Source organism: Sphingobium sp. LF-16 (genome assembly GCF_003711185.1).
GTDB lineage: Bacteria > Pseudomonadota > Alphaproteobacteria > Sphingomonadales > Sphingomonadaceae > Sphingobium > Sphingobium yanoikuyae_A.
The window spans coordinates 395,358-415,459 of record NZ_CP029335.1 but is presented as its reverse complement, the minus strand read 5'-3'; the positions used below and the strand labels follow the sequence as shown (position 1 = coordinate 415,459).

Sequence of the window (20,102 nt, the reverse complement as noted above, 5' to 3'; positions counted from 1 at the left end):
ATAAATGTGGTTCGAGTGAGCCCGATGCGGTCTCCTGCGGCAAAAAGAGGGGGGAATTGCCACAAAACCTGCACCGGGCGCACCCGATGCGGTCCGACATCGCGACCTGGATCAAGGGGGAAGAGATCCATGTCGCCAGAGGGGCCCGGTCCGCACAGCCAATATCGGGTCGCCCGGACGATCGCGCAAGGCGCCACCGCCCAAGCAACAATTTATTACATTTGCCGCGCCGCGCCGACGCTGCGGATGAAATCCCACACTTCCGAGGCGAAGGGCGGCTGCCGCTCGTCTTTCCACTCGTCGACATGATCGTACATGCGCGTCACCCCCTCCATCATCGCCGGTGTGGCGATGGCGGTGAAGGGCGCGAGCAGCGCCTGCCATTCGTCATAAAAGGCCCCTGCCGCCGCGCTCGCCGGGTCGAGCGGCAGTGCCGCCTCGATCCGGGCGGTGAGGTCGGCCCATTGCGCGCTATAGGCCGCCTGATCGAAATCGGCCGGCATGTTGGGCATCGTCTCGGCAAAATCGGCCTCGGCCTGGGCGCTGATATAGCGGCCACTGACCGCCTTCCATTCTTCTTGCATGGTCATGCTTTCTCCACTGCGGATCAGCGAGCAAAGAGTCGCGGCATCGAGCGGCTCGCCACGGTCGATGCGGGACAAGGCGATTTCCAGATGGCTGCGCGCCTGCGCCAGTTCCTGCGCCTGCGCGTCGATCGCCGCGACCTGCGCGCGCAGCAGCGCGCCAAGGTCGATCGGCCGGCCGTCGAATAATGTCTTGATCTGGGCAAGGCTCAGCCCCGCCCGCTTGAGCGCCAGCAATTCATGCAGCCGCGCCAGCTCGGCCGGACCGAACAGGCGCCGCCCCGACGCGGTGCGCAGCGGCGCGACCAGCCCGCGCGCCTCATAGAAACGCAGCGCCCGGCTGGTGAGGCCGGTGGCGCGGGCGACGGCAGCAATATCCAACATATCGGTCATGCCCCTTGCTACTGCTTGACCCAAGGTCAAGTTCAAGCGCTTTTTTGCGGTGTCCGACCCGTTGACGATCGCGCCGTCTCGCGACATGGCTGGCGCCATGAGCCAAGACCAGCATAGCGACGCGCCCCTGCGCCTGTTCAACAGCCTGACCCGGTCGATCGAGCCGTTCGCGCCGATCGAGCCCAACCATGCGCGCGTCTATAGCTGCGGCCCGACCGTCTATAATTATGCCCATATCGGCAATCTGCGCGCCTATGTGTTCGTCGACACGCTGCGCCGGACCCTGCTGTGGAAGGGGCTGGACGTCACCCAGATCATCAACATCACCGATGTCGGCCATCTGACGTCGGATGCCGATGCCGGTGACGACAAGATGGAGGCCGCCGCCCGCGCCAGCGCGAAGAGCATCTGGGACATCGCGGCCCATTATACCGAAGCATTCAAGGCCAATATCGCCGACCTCAACATCATGGCGCCCAGCGAATGGACGGTCGCGACCGACTATGTGCCGCAGATGATCGAATTTGCGCAGAAGATCGCCGACGCGCATTGCTACGAACTGGACAGCGGCCTCTATTTCGACAGCAGCACCGTGCCCAATTATGGCGCGCTGGCCGGCGGTCGCGACGATGCTGCCCATGCCCGCATCGATCCGGTGGCGGGCAAGCGCAACGCATCCGACTTCGCGATCTGGCGCAAGTCGCCGCCGGGCGAGCAACGCCAGATGGAATGGGACAGCCCCTGGGGCAAGGGCGCGCCGGGCTGGCACCTGGAATGCTCGGTCATGAGCCAGGCGCGCCTCGGCCAGCCGTTCGACATCCATACCGGCGGCATCGACCATCGCGAGATCCATCATCCCAACGAGATCGCCCAGAACCAGGCCTATTGCGGCTGCACCGACACGCAGCCCGACTTCACCGGCGCGCGCTGGTGGATGCACAATAATTTCCTGGTCGACCGGCAGGGGAAGATGTCGAAGTCGAAGGGCGGCTTCACCACCCTGTTCAGCCTGGTCGATGCCGGCGTGCATCCGATCGCCTATCGCCTGCTGTGCCTGGGCGCCCATTATCGCAGCGAACTGGAGTTCAGCGCCGACAATCTCGCCGCCGCCCTGACCCGCCTCAAGCGGCTGGTCATGGGTGTCGAGGGGCTGAAAAGCCGGGCCGAGGGCATCACCTGGCAGTCGGTCACGCTCGATTATCTGCGTGCCAATCTCCACCCCAAGCTGGTGCCGCTGCTGGAGCAGTTCGACGCAGCGATCGCCGACGACCTGATGACGCCCCGCGCCTTGCCGCTGCTGGAGGAAGCGATCAGCATGAAAAAGGTGCCGGTCGACGAGAAGCTCTGCCTGATCGCCGCCTTCGACCAGGCGCTGGGCCTGCGTCTGCTGGACCTCACCCGCGCCGAGTTGCGGGTGCAGCCCAAGGATGCGCAGATCACGCCCGAGGAGATCGAGGCCGAACTGGAACGGCGCACCACCGCCCGCGCCGAAAAGGATTTCGCCCTGTCGGACGAGATACGCGACGCGCTGATCGCGCGCGGGGTCGAAGTGATGGACGGCGATCCGCTGCGCTGGGACTGGCGCCTGACACTGGCCTGATGACTTGACGCCGTCCTGGGTTCGACCCAAGACGGTATCGGGTCGAGAAAAGTGGGGCGCATCATGCTGTTTTCCGCGCGCGCGGGCGCGTTTCTGCTGGCCTTGGCCGGCCCCGCGCTGCTGCCCGCTGCCGCCGCCCCGTCGCCCGCCTTCCGCACTGATGATCCGCACTATGCCCGGCTCTACGCGCTGGAGGACAAGGCCGACGCGCTGTTCGAGAGCGACGATTATGCCCTGTCCATGTCGCAGAAGACACGCGACGCCTGGACAGCGCTCGAAACGGCGGCATCCCACAGCAAGGTGCAGGGCCAGGCCCATCCGCTGGCGGGGGTCGCGCTCATCAACCTGTCGTCGATGGACCAGATCGACGGCCGCAACCCCGACGCGCTCGCTCATGCGGACCGCGGCCTTGCCCTGCTGTCGCCCTTCCGCGACGCCTATCCGATCTACTGGATGCAGGGCCTGTCGATCAAAGGCTATGTCCAGGTCACTCTGAACCAGATCGGCGCCGGGGTCGAGACGCTGGCCGAAGCGAGCCGCTATATCGACGGCTATTTCGCCCGCACCGATCCCAAGGCGCTGGATGAATCGGCGATGATGCTGAAGTCCAACATCGCCTTTGCCCATGCCCAGGCGCTGTCCCGTCTCGGCCGCAACAGCGAAGCGGTCGAGGCGCAACGCCGCAGCATGGAGGCGCGGGTCGCCGCCAGCGGCCAGAACAGCGCGGACGCGGTCGGCGCCTATTATATGTATGCGCAGATGCTCTCGCGCGCGGATCGCGATGCCGAGGCGGAAATCTATGCCCGTCTGGCGGTGGATACCGCGACCGACCATGTCGATCGCAAGCATCCCAATTATGCCCGCGCGCTCGAAGCGCTCGGCCTGCTGCTCTCGCGCACCGGGCGGCGCAACGAAAGCCTCGCCTATCTGGAACGATCGATCGCGATCAAGCGCGAGACCAGCGGCACGAAGAGCCTGGCCTTTGACTTCGCGCTGCAGAATCTCGGCAATCTGCTGCTGCCGCTGGAACGCTATGACGAGGCCGAACCGCTGTTTCTGGAGGCCGAGCGCGGCTTTCGCGACATCGAAGGTGACACCAGTCCGCAGTCCGCACGCGCGCTGGCCTTTGCCGGCGTCGCCGCTTTCGCCCAGGGACGCAGAGAAGAAGCGATCAGCCGGCTACAGACCGCGCTGGCGCGTGGCCGCACCGGCAGCGCCGAGGATCGCGACATGGGGCAGCGCGTCTATCCCTTTCTGATCCCGGCCCTGATCCAGGCCGGCCGGATGGACGAAGCGCGCGCCGCCGCCGCCGATTTCGACCGAGAGACCCGTGAACTCGACAATCTGCCGGGCTTCGCCATCGCCAATGCCGGCATGCTGTCCGCCTGGGCCAATGGCGGCGACAGCGTCGATGCGGCCTGCCGGCTGATCGCGCTGCTGCGCACCAGCCTCAGCCTGCAGGAGGACGGCGCCCTGACCGAGGATCAGCGCGCCGCGCTGGACAGCGTGCTGGCGATCGCGACACAGGCGCACGACGCCGGACTGGCGATGGACGCGATGGCGCTGCTTGCCGGATCGGGTATCGTCCAGGCCAATCATCTGGTCGCGCAGCGGATGGTGGACGACCCCGCACTGGGCAACCGGGTCCGCGCGCTGCAGGACCGGACCCGCGCGCTGCAGGCCGCCGACAGCCTGTTGCTGCAGGCGCTCGCCCGCGACGAAGGCTTCGCGGCTGCGCGCGCCAATCGCGCGACCCTGGCAAAAGAGGTCAATGCCGACCGCACCGCCATCGCCCATGACTTCCCCCGATGGCTGGAGGCGCGTGGCGGCGCCCTGCCCGACCTGGCATCGCTGCGCGCCAATCTGGCGACGGACGAGGCGCTGCTGGCGGTGACGCCTGCCTTTGACGGCGTCTATATCCTGGCCGTCAGCCGCGAACGGACCGCCATCATCCGGGCGCAGGAGACGCGCGCCGATCTGGTCGGCCGGATCGCGCGCTTGCGCGCATCGCTGAGCGCCACCGGCTTCGACCAGGACGGCGCCCATATCCTCTACACCCAGATCTTCACGCCCGATGTCCAAGCCGCGCTGGGCAAGGCGCCACGCCTGCGGGTCGTGCCGACCGGCGCTTTCGCCGCCTTGCCCTTTGCCATGCTGCCGCAAAAGCCGGTGGAGCATATCGACCGGAACACGCCCTGGCTGATCCGGCGCTATGCGCTGCGGATCGACAGCGGCTTCCGCCCCGTCGTGCCGCAAAAGCTGGCGGCGCAGGATGACCGGATGCTGGGCATCGGCGCGCCCCTGCCCTTTTCGCAGGAGACGCAGGCGATCGCCCTCAAGCAACGCGGCGGCGGCGTGGCCACGCTGGCGCAATTGCCGCCCCTGCCCGGATCGGCCGAGGAATTGCGATCGGTTGCGCGCTATTTCGGCCCCGATCATGCCCGGTTGCTGATCGGCGCGAATGCCAGCGAGGCGATCCTGCGCACCAGCGACCTGCGCCCCTATTCGGTCATGCTGTTCGCCACCCACGGGCTGGTCGGCGGCCAGATGGAGGGGCTGGACGAACCAGCGCTGCTGCTTTCGCCACCGGACATCGATTCCGGCAATGACGGGCTGCTGACCGCATCGGAAGTGGCGCAGATGCGGATCGGCGCCGATTGGGTGATCCTGTCCGCGTGCAACACCGCCGCCGGCAGCAGCGCCCAGGCCCAGACCTATTCCGGCCTGGCCCAAGCGTTCCGCTATGCCGGTGCCGGCGCCCTGCTGGTGTCGCACTGGCCGGTGCGGGACGATGCCGGCACCTTCATCACGGTCGAGACGGTCAAGGCCAACCGGCGCGGCGCCTATCGCGGCGTGGCGTTGCAACGGGCGATGCTGAAGCTGATCCGGTCCGGCAAGCCGGACGCGGTGCAGCCCTATGTCTGGGCGCCGTTCATCCTCGTGGGGCAATAGCCGCTTGCGGATCGACCCGGTTGGCGAGCGGACGACCGGCGGCGAAATCGCTGATATTGGTCATCGTCGTCTCGGCGATGCTCGCCAGCGCCTCTTCGGTCAGGAATGCCTGATGCCCGGTGACCAAAACATTGGGGAAGGTCAGCAGCCGCTGGAACAGATCATCCTCGATGATCTCGTTGGACAGATCCTCGAAGAACAGGTCCGCCTCCTGCTCATAGACGTCGAGCGCGACGCCGCCGATCTTGCGCGACTTGAGCCCCGCCACCAGCGCCTGCGTATCGATCAGCGCGCCGCGGCTGGTATTGACGATCACCAGTCCATCGCGCGCCCGGCCGATCGCGTCGGCATTGATGATATGGCGCGTATCCGGGGTGAGCGGGCAATGGAGCGAGACGATATCGACCTGTTCCAGCAGGTCGCGTGGCGACATGTAGCGCACGCCCATCGCCAGCAATTCGGGATCCTGGGCCACATCGCTCGCCAGCACCTCGCAGCCAAAGCCCAGCTTCAGCGTGCGGGCGACCAGCGCGCCGATCCGCCCGGTGCCGATCACGCCCGCCACCCGGCCATGGAGGTTGCGGCCGATCAGCCCGTCGAGCGCAAAATTATTTTCCCGCACCCGCGCCCAGGCGCGATGGATGCGCCGGTCGAGCGCCATCAGCAGCGCGACGGTGAATTCCGCAACCGCATGGGGCGAATAGGCCGGCACCCGCACCACCGTCAGCCCCAGTTCCGCCGCCGCGACAAGATCGACATTATTATAGCCGGCACAGCGCAGCGCGATCAGCCGGGTGCCGCCGGCCGCCAGTTTGGCCAGCACGGCCGCGTCCAGCCGGTCGTTGACGAACACGCAGACCGCCTCGAACCCTTCGCCCAGGCTCGCGGTATCCGCGTCCAGCCTGGGTTCCAGGAAATGCAGTTCATGTCCCTGATTGGCGGCCGACAGGAAATGCCGGTCATAGCCCTTGGTGCCGAAGATCGCGATGCGCATGGCGCCATAGTGCCCGCCCGCCCGCCATCGTCAAGCCGCGGCATATACTGAGCCAGTCCGTTTCACATGTCGGCCAGTCCGGTTGGACAGGCTATCCCAAAGACGGCACTTTGCGTCGCATCCTCAACGATCCGATATGAGTGCCCCGCCCCCATGTTTGCGCTTCTGCTGGCGATCGCCGCCGCATCATCCAGCAAGGTTCCGCCGCCCGCATCGGACGAAGGCGGCATCTACATGTTCGAGACCGGCACCAGCCTGCTCGCCAAATGCCGCAACAAGGCACCGGAATATAAGCTGGCCTGCACCGCATACATCGCCGGGGCGACCGACGGCATCCGCAAGGAGATGTTCCTGGGCCGTGCCCGCACCGTCTGCTGGCCAAAGCGCATGGCGGCCGAGGATGTGAAAGGCACTGTCGTCGCCTATCTGGAGCGCTACCCCGATCAGCGCGGCGCGGCGGCGTCGGCGCTGGTCAGCATCGCCCTCAACGATCGCTATCCCTGCCAGAAATAAAGCCGCTCGATCAGTCTGATCGATAGTATCCTTGCGCAAAGAGGCGCCGCAACCGCTATAAACTTGCCCTGCCGGGCGGTTGCGCGTAGATGCGGCCCCTATTTTTTTGACGTGAAGGAGACTCGACGTGGCGGCGAAGTGGACGCCGGAAAGCTGGCGGGAGCATAAGGGCATCCAGATGCCCTTTTATCGGGACCAGGAGGCGCTTGCCTCGGTAGAGGCCCAGCTTGGCCAGTTTCCGCCCCTCGTCTTTGCGGGCGAGGCACGGAATCTGAAGGCCGATCTTGGCCGCGTCGCGAACGGCGAAGCCTTCCTGCTGCAGGGCGGCGACTGCGCCGAGAGCTTTGCCGAGTTCCATCCGAACAATATCCGCGACACGTTCCGCGTGCTGCTGCAGATGGCGGTCGTCCTGACCTTCGCCTCGAAGCTGCCGGTGGTGAAGGTCGGCCGCATGGCGGGCCAGTTCGCAAAGCCCCGCTCGGCCGATACCGAGACGATCGGCGGCGTGGAATTGCCCAGCTATCGCGGCGACAATGTCAACGACATCGCCTTCACCCCTGAAGCGCGCGAGCCCGATCCGCAGCGGATGATCCGCGCCTATAACCAGTCGGCAGCGACGCTGAACCTGGTGCGCGCCTTCTCGACCGGCGGCTATGCCAGCCTCGACCGGGTGCATGGCTGGATGCTCGATTTCATGGGTCGCAGCCCCTGGGCCGCGAAGTTCGAGGCGATGGCCGACCAGATCGGCCAGGCGCTCGACTTCATGCGCGCCTGTGGCCTGGACGCGGACAGCGTGCCCCAGCTTGGTGGCACCAGCTTCTACACCAGCCATGAGGCGCTGCTGCTGCCGTTCGAACAGGCGCTGACCCGTCAGGACAGCCTGACCGGCGACTGGTATGACACCTCGGCGCACATGCTGTGGATCGGCGACCGCACCCGCTTCGAAGGGTCGTCGCATGTCGAATATCTGCGTGGCATCGGCAACCCGATCGGCATGAAGTGCGGCCCCACCCTGGAGCCGGACGAATTGCTGCGCCTGCTCGACCTGTTGAACCCGAAGCGGGAAGCCGGGCGCATCACGCTCATCACCCGCTATGGCCATGACAAGATCGAGGCCGGCCTGCCCAAGCTGGTGCGCGCGGTGAAGCGCGAGGGCCATTCGGTGGTCTGGTCCTGCGACCCGATGCACGGCAATGTCATCAAGGCGGCCAATGGCTACAAGACGCGGCCGTTCGACCGCATCCTGGCCGAAGTGCGCGGCTTCTTTGCCGTGCATCGCGCCGAAGGGACGTTTGGCGGCGGCATCCATGCCGAAATGACCGGCCAGAATGTCACTGAATGCACCGGCGGTGCGATCGCGATCACCGACGAAGGCCTGGCTGATCGCTATCACACCCATTGCGACCCCCGCCTCAACGCGGCGCAGAGCCTGGAACTGGCTTTCCTGCTGGCAGAAATGCTGAACGAGGAACTGAAGGAACGCCGCGCCGCGGCCTGACGAAAAAGGAACCGGCCCCTCCGAATCGCAAGGAGGGGCCGGCTCATCCGGCCTCTGCTCCCTGTTCAGCCGGGATCCGCGATCGGATCGAACTCCAGATGCAGGTGCCGCAGCGCCCGCAATATATAGGTGGGCTCATAATCGAAGCGCAGCGCCTCACCCGCCCCATGATGGGCCGGGGACAGGCGGATATTGCCCATCCGCGCCAATAGCCGTTCGATGCTGACCGCCACCTCGCGCCGGGCCAGCGGCGCGCCGATGCAGGTATGGGCGCCCCGGCCAAAGGCCAGATGCTCCTTGGCGCGCGGCCGATCCATGTCGAACTGCGCCGGATTGTCGAAGCGGCGCGGATCGCGATTGGCGGCCATGTGCGACATCAGGATCGTCGTCCCCGCCTTGATCTCGACCCCGCCCAGCTCCGTCGTCCGTGTGCAGATGCGCCCGCCACTCTTCACCGACCCGTCATAGCGCAGCACCTCCTCCAGGAAATTGGGGATGCGCTTGGGGTCGGCGCGCAACTGCGCCTGGATATCCGGCCGGATGGCGATGATGCGGAAGGCGTTGGCCAGCAGCCGGTTGGTCGTGTCCTGCCCCGCACCAAACAGGAAGGCCGCCATCGCCGTCAGATCGACCAGGGTCGGGTTCGTCCCATCCGGGAACTTCGCCAGCGCCAGCGTCGTCAATATGTCCTTCTTCCCCGTGTCCGCGCCCAGCAGCCGGCGCACCGGCAGCACCGCCGGATGGTTCTGGAAGCGGCGCCAGGCGATGTAGCGGAACATATGCTTGCCAAGACCGACCAGCGGATTGTGCTTCAGATCCTCGGGTGATCCGTCGATCTGGGCCGGCACCGCCCCCTCCAGCAGGACGCGGAAGGCCGCACGCCCCTTGGCCGGGATGCCCAGCAGGTCGGCGATCACCAGCGTCGCATAGGGGCCGCCATATTGGCGCACCAGATCGACCTTACCATCGACGGCAAATTCGTCGATCAGGCTGTCGGCGGTCGCATAGAGGGATGGCTCCAGCGCCTTCAAGCGGCTGGGTGTGAACAGGCTGCCGATCACCGATCGCAACTTGGCATGGCGGGTGCCGCTTTCCGTCACGATCTGGTCGGCGAAGGCGATCTTGGGTCGCGCCGCCTCCAGTTCCGCCGCGATATCGTCGCCCTGCGGCGTGAACGGCAGGTCCGTCATTGGCCCGGTCACGGCGTTGATGCTGGAAAAATGCTCGGTATCGAGCATCACCTGCACCGTTTCCTCATAGCCCGTCACCGCCACCACATTGCGATGGGGCAGCCGCGTCACCGGCCCCTGGGCACGCAGAAAGTCGAAATAGGCATGGGGATCATCGACCAGATCCACATCCTTGTAGAAGTCCGCCGTGGCGTAATCGCGCATGATCCTCACCCATTTATGATATACATTGGATCATATCACCCGCAATGCCGCTGTCAACGACGGCAAAATGGTAAAGCAAATCGCAGGGCTTTCGCGCTAGGACAGCGCCATGCATGGGTCGGCACCACAGGAAAGCAGCATGATCGCGGCGGGTCGCTATCGCCGCGACATTGACGGGCTGCGCGCCATCGCCATCCTGCCGGTGCTGCTCTTCCATGCCCATGTGCCAGGCTTTTCCGGCGGCTATGTCGGCGTCGACATCTTCTTCGTGATCTCCGGCTTCCTCATCACCGGCATCATCGCACGCGAGGTGGATGAACAGCGCTTCTCGCTCGTCCATTTCTACGAACGCCGCTTCCGCCGGATCATGCCGGCGCTCAGCCTGATGATCCTGGCCGTGCTGGCGGCGGCCTGCTGGCTCTATCTGCCCGGCGATATAGAAGGCGTGCCGAAATCCGCGCTCGCCGCCACGCTGTTCGCCTCCAACCTCTGGTTCTTCACCGACACCGGCTATTTCGCCGGCGGCGCCGACGTAAAGCCCCTGCTCCACAGCTGGTCGCTGGCGGTGGAGGAGCAATTCTACATCGGCTTTCCGATCCTGCTGATGCTGGTCGCGCGCTTTGCCGCCCGCTGGCGCGGCCTGATCGTCGGCGCGATCGCTGCGCTGTCGCTGGCACTGGCGATCGCGCTTCAGCGCGACACCAGCGGCTTCACCTTCTATCTGCTGCCCACCCGCGCCTGGGAATTATTTGCGGGCGCCTTGCTGGCGCTCGGCGCCATCCCGCCAGCGCACACGCGCTGGCTGCGGGAGGCGCTCGCGTGGAGTGGCCTTCTATCTGTCGCCTTCGCTGTCATCTTCTACACGCGCGAGACCGTCTTCCCCGGCATCACCGCCCTGCCCCCGGTGCTGGGCGCGGTGCTGCTGCTCCACAGCGCGCCGGGCACCAGCGTCGGGCGCCTGCTCAGCCTGCGCCCTTTCGTCGGCGTGGGCCTCATCTCCTACTCGCTCTATCTGTGGCACTGGCCGCTGATCGTCTTCACCGAATATGCGACCGATGCGGCCCTGACCGGCTGGACGGCAAGTGCCGTCGTGGCCACCTCCTTCATCGCTGCCATCCTCTCCTGGCGCTTCGTCGAGCGTCCCTTCCGCGATGCCCGCCGCATCCCCGCCCGGCGCATCTTCCAGTTCACCGGCGGCGCCATGGCGCTGCTCTGCCTCCTGTCGCTGGCGCTGCTGGCGATGGGCGGCTGGCCGCAGCGCTTTGCGCCGCAGGTGCTGCAACTCGCCGCCGGCCGCACTGACATCAGCCCCGCGCGCAAGGCCTGCCACGACACGTTCGCCCGCGGTGCCCAGCCCTGCATTCTCGGTGCCAAGGTCCGGCCCGACGCCCTGCTCTGGGGCGACAGCCATGGCGTGGAAATGGCCTATGCCCTGTCGCTCAGGGCCAGGGCAGAAGGCCGCGCCCTGATCGAGCGGACCACCTCCAGTTGCCCGCCGGTGCTGGGCTATGACGCGCCCAAGGATGCCCGCTGCGCCCGCGCCAACCAGGCCGCCTTTGCCGCGATCCGTGCCGATCCGGGCATCCGCCGCGTCTATCTCGCCGCCTTCTGGGCCAATAGCGAATTTGACGATCCCGCCTTCGTGGCAAAACTCGACGCCACCATCCATGCGCTGCGCGCCGAAGGACGGCAGGTCATCCTGATCGGACCGGTGCCGCCCCAGCCTTTCGACGTGCCACGCCATTTGGCCCATCTCGCCCGCGCCGGACAAATGGGCCAGGCCCAGGGTGTAGACCGCGCCATGATCGAGGCCCGCACCCGCAATCTGCGCGCGCTGTTCGCGCGATGGCAGGCTCGGGGCGTGACGCTGATCGATCCGATGGCGCGGCTATGCGACGCCCGCCGCTGCGCCATCATCCATGACGGCAAGCCGCTCTATTTCGATTCCCATCATCTGAGCGTCGCCGGCGCGCGGCTGGTGATGAACGACTAAATCATTCCGCCGCCATCGCGTAGCTGCGCGGCAGTTCGTTCGCCAGCGCCTCGGCAATCGCTGCCACCATGCCCTGCATCCGCGTCAGTCCCGGTCCCGGCCGGTCGAGCGTGACGTCGAGATAGAGGGCACGGTCCACCTCCAGCTGCAGCGCATGGAAATCGCGCTCCGGCCGGCCATGCCGCTCGATCAGATGGTCGCCGGCATAGGGATGGTTCTGCGAGGTCAGCACGCCATGCCCGGCCGCGACATCGGCCGCCAGCATCATCAGCCGTGTCGCGGCGCTGCGGCCGAAGCGATCGCCCAGCACCAGCGCCGGGGCAGCCTGTCCGGCGGCCGGTGGCGGCAGCGGCGGCATGGAATGCAGGTCGATCAGGATGGCATGACCATGCCGCTCCCGCGCCGCCGTCATCATCTGTGCTAGCCGGGCATGATAGGGCCGATGCACCGTCTCGATCCGCCGCCGCGCTTCTTCCCAGGGGATGGGGCGCTGCCACAATTCCAGGGCGCCGGGCAGGCGACGGGGAATGAGGCCCAGCCCGCCGCGCAATTTGGCGCTGCTCTGCAGCGGCTGGTCGCGGGGCAGGCCGGTCACCATCACCGGATCCAGCTCCCGCTCATGCCGGTTGAGGTCGATCATCGCACGCGGCGCGCGGGCGACCAGCACGCTGTAGCCCCGCGCGACCAGCGGCCCCGCCAGCATGTCGGCCCAGCGATCCTCCAGCCGACGCAGCACCTCTGGCCGCACCCGCGCCAGAGCGAGCAATTCAGGGGAATAGTCGCGCCCGGCATGGGGCACGGACACAATCAAAGGACCATTGGGAAGAGCAGGACCATGAAGATCATAGGCCGCCGTCGATTCGGTTGGCGGACACGTACCAAAATGATCCAACGCCATTCCTTTCACCGGCCGTGGAAAAATTTGGTCGGCTGGATAATCTTTAATCCTTGTCGCATATATCCGAACGGCTTGCCAGTCTGTGGGCAAGGCAAGGGGCGCCGCGGAAGACGGCTTACAGGAAATTTGGGGTCAATGGTTCGAATCCTGCTGGCGGAAGATGATGACAGCATGCGCGCCTATCTGGCGCGGGCGCTGGAAAAGTCGGGTTATGAGGTGGTGGCGGTCGCCACCGGCACCCAGGCCGTGCCGCATATCGAATCGGATCGGTTCGACCTGTTGCTGACCGACATCGTCATGCCCGAGATGGACGGCATCGAACTGGCGCAGCACACCGCCAATGTCGCGCCCCAGACCCGCATCATGTTCATCACCGGCTTTGCCGCAGTGACGCTGAAGGCCGGCAAGGCGGTGCCGCAGGCGAAGGTGCTGTCAAAGCCCTTCCACCTGCGCGACCTGGTGCTGGAAGTCGAACGGATGTTCGGCAGCGAGACGCTGACCGGCCTTAGCTGAGCGCTTCGGCCTCATCCGCGCCTTGCCCCAGCGGCGGCAGCGGCTTGCCCGCCATGGCCGCCGCGAAGCGCTCGCGATCCAGACCCTTTTCCCAGACCGACACCACCACCGTCGCCACCGCATTGCCGACGAAGTTGGTGAGGCTGCGGCATTCGCTCATGAAGCGATCGACGCCCAGGATCAGGGTCATGCCCGCGACCGGCACCGACGGCACGATCGACAGGGTGGCGGCCAGGGTGATGAAGCCCGCGCCGGTCACGCCCGCCGCGCCCTTGGACGACAGCATCGCCACCAGCAGCAGCAATATCTGCTCCTCCAGGCTCAGATGCACGTTGGTCGCCTGCGCGATGAACAGCGCCGCCAGCGTCATGTAGATATTGGTGCCGTCGAGGTTGAAGCTGTAGCCAGTCGGCACCACCAGCCCGACCACCGACTTGCGGCACCCCGCCTGCTCCATCTTCTCGATCAGGCTGGGCAAAGCCGCTTCCGACGAGGAGGTGCCCAGCACCAGCAGCAGTTCGGCGCGCAGATAGCGGATCAGGTGCAGGATGTTGAAGCCGGCGAACCAGGCGACCGTCCCCAGCACGACAAGCACGAACAGCAGCGAGGTGAGGTAGAAGGTCGCGACCAGCCCGGCGAGGTTGGCGAGCGTCCCGACGCCATATTTGGCGACGGTGAAGGCCATCGCGCCGAACGCGCCGAAGGGCGCCGCCTTCATCAGGAAGGATACCAGCTTGAAGATGGCGAGACTGGCCGATTCCAGCACCGTCATCAGCGGCTCGGCCTTCTCCCCGATCATGCTGAGCGCGATGCCGAACAGGATCGCGACGAACAGCACCTGCAGGATATTATGCCCGTCGGCCACCGCCGACACCAAGGTCGCGGGAATGACGTTCAGGAGGAAGGCGACCAGCGTGCGATCATGCGCCTGCTGCGCATAATCGGCGATCTTGCTGGCATCCAGGGTCGCCGGATCGATGTTGAGCCCGGCGCCAGGCTGCACGACATTGGCGATGATCAGGCCGACGATCAGCGCCAGGGTGGAGAAGGTCAGGAAATAGGCAAAGGCCTTGGCCGCGACCCGGCCGATCGCGCCCAGTTCCTTCATTCCGGCAATGCCGGTGACGATCGTCAGGAAGATGACCGGCGCGATGATCATCCGCACCAGCGCGATGAAGGCATCGCCCAGCGGCTTCATCGCCTCGCCCGTCGCCGGGAAATAATGGCCCAGCAGCACGCCCAGCGCGATCGCCACCAGCACCTGGAAGTAGAGATGGCGATAGAAGGGGAGCGGCCGAACCGGTTCCGTCGGCGTCGATGGCGTAGGCAACATGATGTTTTTGCGTCCCCCCTTATTTGCACCGCAGCATATGGCCTCCCCACCCCCTGTCCAGCGGGTTGGAAAAGTTTCTACAAAAAAGTGTCATTTAGCGCTTGCGCGAGTCACCGACCCCCGTTATTGGCCCCCTCCACGGCGGGCGTGTAGCTCAGTGGTAGAGCACTGTGTTGACATCGCAGGGGTCGCAAGTTCAATCCTTGCCACGCCCACCATGATAAGGCCTTGGAAGTCTCCGGATTTCCGAGGCCTTATTTTTTGCGCTTTTCCGGCTATGACGCGCAGCAGCGAGACGGAGACCAGCAGATGACGGCGACATGTGGGATGATGGGCGGACGGCGGCTGCTGTTCGTGATGGCGATCGACGCCGAATATGGCCCGCATCTGCAAGCCCGGATCACCCCGCTGATGACCGGCGTCGGCCCTGTCGAGGCGGCACTGGCCATGGCCGTGACGCTCGACCGGATGGCGCAGGCGGGCACCCTGCCCGATCTGGTGGTGTCACTAGGCTCCGCCGGGTCGCGGGTGGGCATGCTGGGCGAGGTCTATCAGGTCGCCAGCGTCTCCTGGCGCGACATGGATGCGTCGCGCCTGGGGTTCACCAAGGGGGTGACGCCGCTGATCGACCATCCGGTCGACATTCCGCTGGTCACGCCGCTCGAAATCCGCGCCCTGCGACTGTCGACCGGCGCCAATGTCGTAGGCGGCGAGGAATATGCCGCGATCGACGCCGACATGGTCGACATGGAAACTTTTGCGATTGCCCGCGCCTGCCAGCGCTTCGGCGTGCCGCTGATGGGGTTGCGCGGCATTTCCGATGGGCCGGGCGAGCTTGAAGACATGCTCGGCTGGACGCAGTTGCTCTCGCTGATCGACGAGAAGCTGGCGGTGGCCGTCGATGCCCTGGGCGAGGCGCTTTAACAGCCGCCCGGCTGGCGCGCGGCGCCGCGCGGCCAGGACAGTTCATAGGTAACAAGGAAGCCATCATGGTCGGACAGTTGCGGCCCGCTCGGCCCGCCATCGAACATCGCCTCCACCCGGATCGGGCGAACCGAGACCCGGTCACCGGGCCAGAAGAATTGCAGATCCTGCGTATCCATCCAGGGTTCGTCGCCATCCCAGGACATGCGCACATCGCAGCCTGACGCCGCATCGGCGCAGACGCGATGGACCAGGTTGAGCGCCTGATAGCGGGAGAAATTCTCCCAGCGCGGTTCGGAATGGCGCATGTTGAAATCGCCACCAAAAATCAGCGGATAGGCGTCGTCATGGCTGGCATCGATGAAGGCCGAGGCTTCGAGCGCCTGCCGTTCATGGGCGGCGAGGTTGCGCGGTCCGGGCGCGCGGGAGGCCCCGCGCGAGTTCATGTGGGTGTCATAGATGTCGATCGGCGTCGGCACGCCGGGCATGGCGATGCGGGCCAGCACGATCCCCTTGTTCGACAGGCAATCGAGGCCCGCACAGGATTTGCGCCCATAGGCGCGCCTCTGTGTCAGGAGAATCGGATAGCGGGAGGCGACCGCCAGACCGCTGCCGGAAAAATGGATACCAATCTCGCCCCGGTTGATATGCGACTTGCCGGGCAGCTTGTCCTTGGTCGACCCGCGCGCGCGGGTCGTGCGATGCGGGCCGGCGGCGATCGCCGGATAGCCGGTATCGGCCACCGCCTGCTTCGCCGATCCGCTGAACATTTCCTGGAACAGCACCACGTCGGGCGCCGTTCCCGCCGCGCGCATGGCGGCCAGTCGCTCCGCTATCTGGTCAAGGGACGGCCCCCGTCCGCTGCGTGCCGGCCAGCCCAGCCCCTCAATATTATAGGTCAGCACCGACAGGGTGGTGGTGATCCGCTGTGCATCCGGGGCGGCGAGCGCGGGCGCGACTGCCGCGCTACAGGACAATTCCCGATAGGGTGCCGGCGTCGCACAGGCCGATAGCAGCAGCGGCGCCACACAGCCGCCGAACCGGTGGAGGAAGCGGGAAGTAGCGGCCATATGCTCCTCGTCATCGGATCGGCGCATCATGGCGCGAAAGGGCGCCGGCGACAACCGGCGCCTAGACCGGATCAGTCGCCCTCGAACAACAGGATCGCGCGCGAGGGGACACCGTCCTGCTCCAGCGCGGCAAGCCCGCCCAGGTCCGGCAGGTCGATCGCGAACAACGCCATCAGCACCTGCGCGCCCTGCTCGCGCAGCAACCGCGCCGCGGCCTGCGCCGTCCCGCCGGTGGCGATCAGATCGTCGACCAGCAGCACGCGCGCGTCCTGCTGCACCTGTCCTTCATGCAGTTCCAGCCGGTCGGTGCCATATTCCAGCACATAGTCGATGCCGACGGTCTTGCCCGGCAGCTTGCCCTTCTTGCGGACGGGCACGAAACCCTTGCCCAGCTTCAGCGCCAGCGCAGCGCCGAGGATGAAGCCACGCGCCTCCACGCCGACGATCAGGTCGGGGTCGAGCGGTCCTGCCACCTTCGCCATCTGGTCGATCAGTTCGGCCAGACCCGGCCCGTCGGCCAACAGGGTCGTGATGTCGCGGAACTGGATGCCCGGCTTGGGGAAGTCGGGGATGGTGCGGACCAGCGCGGTCAGACTGTCGATGCTCATGGTTGAAGCCCCATAAGGAAAGGGCGCGCTCCCGACAAGGAAGCGCGCCCTTTCTTTCATGCCATCGGGCAGAGGTGCGGTCAGGCCGCCTTCTTCTTGTCCGCCCAGATATTCTGATAGGCCATATAGGCAAGGCCCGTGGCGATCAGCAGGAAGAGGATGGTCGCCACGCCCGCGCGGCGGCGATTTTCCAGCTTCGGCTCGGCCGTCCAGGTAAGGAAAGCGGCCACGTCCTGCGACATCTGGTCGATGGTCGGCTTGGTGCCGTCGCCATAGGTCACCTGGCCATCAGCCGACAGCGGCGGCGCCATGGCAAGGTTCAGGTTGGCGAAATAGGGGTTGAAGTGCAGCCCCTCGGGCGTCTTGGCATCCGGGAAATGCTTGAGCAGTTCGGCCGGCTGTTCCTGGAAGCCCGTCAGCAGCGAATAGACATAGGCCGAACCATGATGGCGCGCCTTGGTCATCAGCGACAGATCCGGCGGGATCGCATTATTGTTCGCCGCCGCCGCCGCGACATTGTTCGCGAAGGGGGACGGGAAATAATCGGCCGGAATGCCATCGCGGGTCGAGGCCTCACCCGTCGCCGGATCGACGCTGGGGGTCTTGATCGCCCAGTTCTTGGCGATCGCCTTGATCTCCGCCTCGTTATAGCCAATGCCGGCCAGGTCACGGAAGGCGACGAACTTCAGGCTGTGGCAGGCCGAGCAGACCTCCTTGAACACCTGGAAGCCGCGCTGGAGTTGCTGATTGTCATAACGTCCCAGCGGCCCGTCGAACGAGAAGGAGACATGCTTGGGGGCCAGGTGGAACTCATGCTCCACCGTCTTGGCCGGAGGCTCCACCACGTAGGAATAGGCACCCACGAGGAAGGAGATGAGCAGCCAGCCGGCGAAGAAGAGGCCGACAAGGAATGCGCCGATGCGTACCATGCTTGTCTTCCCCCTTATTCGGCCGGGACTGCGGCGGTTTCGCCGTCAGCCTTGGCATATTTGGCCAGTACCGCTTCGGTGATCGAATTGGGCAGCGGCAGCGGCTTTTCGAAACGCGCGATCATCGGCAGGATGATCAGGAAATGCGCGAAATAATAGGCCGCGGCGACCTGGCTGATCATCACATAGGGCTCTTCCGCCGGCGCACCGCCGCAATAGCCCAGGATCAGCACGTCGAGCACCAGGATCCAGAAGAACGTCTTGAAGGTCGGGCGATAGCTGCCCGAGCGCACCGGCGAGGTGTCGAGCCAGGGCAGGAAGAAGAGCAGCAGGATCGATGCGAACATCGCCAGCACGCCCAGCAGCTTGGCCGGCACGAAGAAGAAGTCGACGGTGAAGGCGCGCAGGATCGCGTAGAAGGGCCAGAAATACCATTCGGGCACGATATGCGCCGGGGTCGAGAGCGGGTTCGCCTCGATATAATTGTCCGGGTGGCCCAGATAATTGGGCGCGAAGAACAGCAGGATCGCGAACAGGATCAGGAAGACGCCCGCCCCGAAACCGTCCTTCGCCGTATAATAGGGATGGAAGGGCACGGTATCCTGGGGGCCCTTCACCTCGACACCGGTCGGGTTGGAGGAACCGGGAATATGCAGCGCCCAGATATGCAGGATCACCACGGCCGCGATCACGAAAGGCAGCAGGAAGTGGAGAGAGAAGAAGCGGTTCAGCGAGGCATTGCCGGGAGCAAAACCGCCCAGCAGCCAGGTCTGAATCGGCTCGCCCACCACCGGGATCGCGCCGAACAGGCCGGTAATGACCTTGGCGCCCCAATAGCTCATCTGCCCCCAGGGCAGGACATAGCCCATGAAGGCGGTCGCCATCATCAGCAGGAAGATGACGAGGCCGAGCAGCCAGACCATCTCGCGCGGCGCCTTGTAGCTACCGAAATAGAGACCGCGGAAAATGTGCAGATAGACGACGATGAAGAAGAAGCTGGCGCCGTTGGCATGGGCATAGCGCATCAGCCAGCCCGCATTCACGTCACGCATCGTCTGTTCGACGGTGCCGAAGGCGACCAGCGTGTTGGCGCCATAATGCATCGCCATGACCACGCCGGTGACGATCTGGATCACCAGCGCCAGCCCGGCAAGCACACCGAAATTCCAGAAATAATTGAGGTTGCGCGGCACCGGATAGCCGGCACCGACAGCATTGTAGACGAGGCGCGGCAGCGGTAGCTTCTCGTCGACCCACTGCATCAGCGGATGCTTGGGGGTATAATGTTCAGCCCATGGAAAGCTCATGACGGTCCCCCTCAACCCACAAGAATGGCAGTGTCGGAAGTGAAGCTATACTTCGGCACTTCCAGATTCTTGGGGGCAGGCCCCTTACGGATGCGGGCGGCCGTGTCATAGGACGAACCGTGGCAAGGGCAGAAATAACCGCCGAATTCGCCGCGATTTTCGCCCTCGCCCGCGCCCAGCGGCACGCAGCCCAGATGGGTGCAGACGCCCATGGTGATCAGCCACTGCTTCTTGCCGTCGACGGTGCGTTCCGCCAGCGTCTGCGGATCGCGCAGCGTGGACGGGTCGACCTTGTCGGCCTCGGCAATTTCCTTGTCGGTGAGCTGGCGAACGAACAGCGGCTGCGACCGGAAGGTCGTCTTGATCGCCTGGCCCGGCTGGATCGCGGAAAGATCGACCTCGGTCGATGCGAGCGCCAATACGTCGGCGCTGGGGTTCATCTGATCGATGAGCGGGAGAATGACGCCAACGGCGCCCACCCCTGCGAAGCTCACCGCAGCGATATTGATGAAATCGCGGCGACGCACTCCGTCTTCGCCGGATAGACCCTGCCCGTCAACTTGTTCTGAGTTCGCCATGCACCTCTACCCTTGCAAGAC

General features: G+C 65.5%; 17 protein-coding genes and 1 tRNA gene. 8 read left to right on the top strand and 10 right to left on the bottom strand.

The genetic code is table 11. The features are described from left to right. Positions 1 to 215: 215 nt before the first annotated feature. On the bottom strand, positions 216 to 977 hold the full coding sequence (locus DIZ22_RS02050; protein WP_048937742.1) for a MerR family transcriptional regulator: 762 nt from the start codon (positions 975 to 977) through the stop codon (positions 216 to 218). Positions 978 to 1,062: 85 nt separating this feature from the next. Here DIZ22_RS02050 and cysS point away from each other — a divergent pair, with 85 nt between their 5' ends. Both cysS and DIZ22_RS02040 read left to right on the top strand, forming a co-directional pair. After that, positions 1,063 to 2,577, top strand: coding sequence for a cysteine--tRNA ligase (cysS, locus tag DIZ22_RS02045; protein ID WP_048937743.1), 1,515 nt, complete (start codon positions 1,063 to 1,065; stop codon positions 2,575 to 2,577). A gap of 63 nt (positions 2,578 to 2,640) precedes the next feature. Continuing rightward, positions 2,641 to 5,529: a CHAT domain-containing tetratricopeptide repeat protein gene (locus DIZ22_RS02040; protein ID WP_048937744.1), complete on the top strand. Its 2,889-nt coding sequence runs from the start codon at positions 2,641 to 2,643 to the stop codon at positions 5,527 to 5,529. On the opposite strand, the gene DIZ22_RS02035 is transcribed toward DIZ22_RS02040, so the two are convergent. Beyond that, positions 5,510 to 6,523, bottom strand: a complete 1,014-nt coding sequence (locus DIZ22_RS02035; RefSeq protein WP_048937745.1) for a 2-hydroxyacid dehydrogenase — start codon at positions 6,521 to 6,523, stop codon at positions 5,510 to 5,512. The two genes, DIZ22_RS02040 and DIZ22_RS02035, sit on opposite strands and share 20 nt — an antisense overlap. 153 nt (positions 6,524 to 6,676) lie before the next feature. Here DIZ22_RS02035 and DIZ22_RS02030 point away from each other — a divergent pair, with 153 nt between their 5' ends. Then, a complete protein-coding gene (locus DIZ22_RS02030) occupies positions 6,677 to 7,036 on the top strand; it encodes a Rap1a/Tai family immunity protein (RefSeq protein ID WP_037517635.1) in 360 nt (119 codons plus the stop codon). A gap of 127 nt (positions 7,037 to 7,163) precedes the next feature. Then, positions 7,164 to 8,534, top strand: a complete 1,371-nt coding sequence (locus DIZ22_RS02025) for a 3-deoxy-7-phosphoheptulonate synthase class II (RefSeq protein WP_004208138.1) — start codon at positions 7,164 to 7,166, stop codon at positions 8,532 to 8,534. Between the two features lie 65 nt (positions 8,535 to 8,599). On the opposite strand, the gene DIZ22_RS02020 is transcribed toward DIZ22_RS02025, so the two are convergent. After that, positions 8,600 to 9,928 (bottom strand): cytochrome P450, encoded by a 1,329-nt coding sequence (locus DIZ22_RS02020; RefSeq protein ID WP_048937746.1) that lies wholly within the window; start codon positions 9,926 to 9,928, stop codon positions 8,600 to 8,602. A gap of 139 nt (positions 9,929 to 10,067) precedes the next feature. Here DIZ22_RS02020 and DIZ22_RS02015 point away from each other — a divergent pair, with 139 nt between their 5' ends. Further along, positions 10,068 to 11,921 carry an acyltransferase family protein gene (locus DIZ22_RS02015; RefSeq protein WP_048937790.1) on the top strand — a complete coding sequence of 618 codons (1,854 nt, stop codon included), beginning with the start codon at positions 10,068 to 10,070 and terminating at the stop codon, positions 11,919 to 11,921. A 1-nt stretch (position 11,922) separates the two neighbouring features. Here DIZ22_RS02015 and DIZ22_RS02010 read toward each other — a convergent pair whose 3' ends face one another. Continuing rightward, positions 11,923 to 12,819: an N-formylglutamate amidohydrolase gene (locus DIZ22_RS02010; protein ID WP_048937747.1), complete on the bottom strand. Its 897-nt coding sequence runs from the start codon at positions 12,817 to 12,819 to the stop codon at positions 11,923 to 11,925. Positions 12,820 to 12,954: 135 nt separating this feature from the next. Between DIZ22_RS02010 and DIZ22_RS02005 the strand changes: the two genes are divergently transcribed. Further along, on the top strand, positions 12,955 to 13,332 hold the full coding sequence (locus tag DIZ22_RS02005; protein WP_004208143.1) for a response regulator: 378 nt from the start codon (positions 12,955 to 12,957) through the stop codon (positions 13,330 to 13,332). Here DIZ22_RS02005 and DIZ22_RS02000 read toward each other — a convergent pair. Continuing rightward, on the bottom strand, positions 13,325 to 14,665 hold the full coding sequence (locus DIZ22_RS02000) for a dicarboxylate/amino acid:cation symporter (RefSeq protein WP_010338427.1): 1,341 nt from the start codon (positions 14,663 to 14,665) through the stop codon (positions 13,325 to 13,327). The two genes, DIZ22_RS02005 and DIZ22_RS02000, sit on opposite strands and share 8 nt — an antisense overlap. 143 nt (positions 14,666 to 14,808) lie before the next feature. Here DIZ22_RS02000 and DIZ22_RS01995 point away from each other — a divergent pair. Further along, positions 14,809 to 14,883 (top strand) — tRNA-Val (locus DIZ22_RS01995). Between the two features lie 109 nt (positions 14,884 to 14,992). After that, a complete protein-coding gene (locus DIZ22_RS01990) occupies positions 14,993 to 15,589 on the top strand; it encodes a 5'-methylthioadenosine/S-adenosylhomocysteine nucleosidase (RefSeq protein WP_107917652.1) in 597 nt (198 codons plus the stop codon). Here DIZ22_RS01990 and DIZ22_RS01985 read toward each other — a convergent pair. From DIZ22_RS01985 to petA, 5 genes are all read right to left on the bottom strand, one after another. Beyond that, positions 15,586 to 16,659: an endonuclease/exonuclease/phosphatase family protein gene (locus DIZ22_RS01985; protein WP_048938723.1), complete on the bottom strand. Its 1,074-nt coding sequence runs from the start codon at positions 16,657 to 16,659 to the stop codon at positions 15,586 to 15,588. The genes DIZ22_RS01990 and DIZ22_RS01985 overlap by 4 nt on opposite strands. A 71-nt stretch (positions 16,660 to 16,730) precedes the next feature. Beyond that, positions 16,731 to 17,267, bottom strand: coding sequence for an adenine phosphoribosyltransferase (locus DIZ22_RS01980; RefSeq protein WP_048938714.1), 537 nt, complete (start codon positions 17,265 to 17,267; stop codon positions 16,731 to 16,733). Positions 17,268 to 17,347: 80 nt separating this feature from the next. Then, positions 17,348 to 18,196 (bottom strand): cytochrome c1, encoded by an 849-nt coding sequence (locus tag DIZ22_RS01975; RefSeq protein WP_037507701.1) that lies wholly within the window; start codon positions 18,194 to 18,196, stop codon positions 17,348 to 17,350. A gap of 14 nt (positions 18,197 to 18,210) precedes the next feature. Continuing rightward, complete coding sequence (locus DIZ22_RS01970; RefSeq protein ID WP_048938713.1) at positions 18,211 to 19,503, bottom strand: cytochrome b/b6; 1,293 nt, start codon at positions 19,501 to 19,503, stop codon at positions 18,211 to 18,213. Positions 19,504 to 19,514: 11 nt separating this feature from the next. After that, positions 19,515 to 20,081 carry a ubiquinol-cytochrome c reductase iron-sulfur subunit gene (gene petA, locus DIZ22_RS01965; protein ID WP_004208161.1) on the bottom strand — a complete coding sequence of 189 codons (567 nt, stop codon included), beginning with the start codon at positions 20,079 to 20,081 and terminating at the stop codon, positions 19,515 to 19,517. Positions 20,082 to 20,102 lie beyond the last annotated feature (21 nt).

Bases quoted from the DNA above. Each gene is read 5' to 3' on its own strand.
- DIZ22_RS02050 (WP_048937742.1), bottom strand. From the start codon at position 977: ATGACCGATATGTTGGATATTGCTGCCGTCGCCCGCGCCACCGGCCTC.
- cysS (WP_048937743.1), top strand. From the start codon at position 1,063: ATGGCTGGCGCCATGAGCCAAGACCAGCATAGCGACGCGCCCCTGCGC.
- DIZ22_RS02040 (WP_048937744.1), top strand. From the start codon at position 2,641: ATGCTGTTTTCCGCGCGCGCGGGCGCGTTTCTGCTGGCCTTGGCCGGC.
- DIZ22_RS02035 (WP_048937745.1), bottom strand. From the start codon at position 6,523: ATGCGCATCGCGATCTTCGGCACCAAGGGCTATGACCGGCATTTCCTG.
- DIZ22_RS02030 (WP_037517635.1), top strand. From the start codon at position 6,677: ATGTTTGCGCTTCTGCTGGCGATCGCCGCCGCATCATCCAGCAAGGTT.
- DIZ22_RS02020 (WP_048937746.1), bottom strand. From the start codon at position 9,928: ATGCGCGATTACGCCACGGCGGACTTCTACAAGGATGTGGATCTGGTC.
- DIZ22_RS02015 (WP_048937790.1), top strand. From the start codon at position 10,068: ATGATCGCGGCGGGTCGCTATCGCCGCGACATTGACGGGCTGCGCGCC.
- DIZ22_RS02010 (WP_048937747.1), bottom strand. From the start codon at position 12,819: ATGGCGTTGGATCATTTTGGTACGTGTCCGCCAACCGAATCGACGGCG.
- DIZ22_RS02005 (WP_004208143.1), top strand. From the start codon at position 12,955: ATGGTTCGAATCCTGCTGGCGGAAGATGATGACAGCATGCGCGCCTAT.
- DIZ22_RS02000 (WP_010338427.1), bottom strand. From the start codon at position 14,665: ATGTTGCCTACGCCATCGACGCCGACGGAACCGGTTCGGCCGCTCCCC.
- DIZ22_RS01990 (WP_107917652.1), top strand. From the start codon at position 14,993: ATGATGGGCGGACGGCGGCTGCTGTTCGTGATGGCGATCGACGCCGAA.
- DIZ22_RS01985 (WP_048938723.1), bottom strand. From the start codon at position 16,659: ATGGCCGCTACTTCCCGCTTCCTCCACCGGTTCGGCGGCTGTGTGGCG.
- DIZ22_RS01980 (WP_048938714.1), bottom strand. From the start codon at position 17,267: ATGAGCATCGACAGTCTGACCGCGCTGGTCCGCACCATCCCCGACTTC.
- DIZ22_RS01975 (WP_037507701.1), bottom strand. From the start codon at position 18,196: ATGGTACGCATCGGCGCATTCCTTGTCGGCCTCTTCTTCGCCGGCTGG.
- DIZ22_RS01970 (WP_048938713.1), bottom strand. From the start codon at position 19,503: ATGAGCTTTCCATGGGCTGAACATTATACCCCCAAGCATCCGCTGATG.
- petA (WP_004208161.1), bottom strand. From the start codon at position 20,081: ATGGCGAACTCAGAACAAGTTGACGGGCAGGGTCTATCCGGCGAAGAC.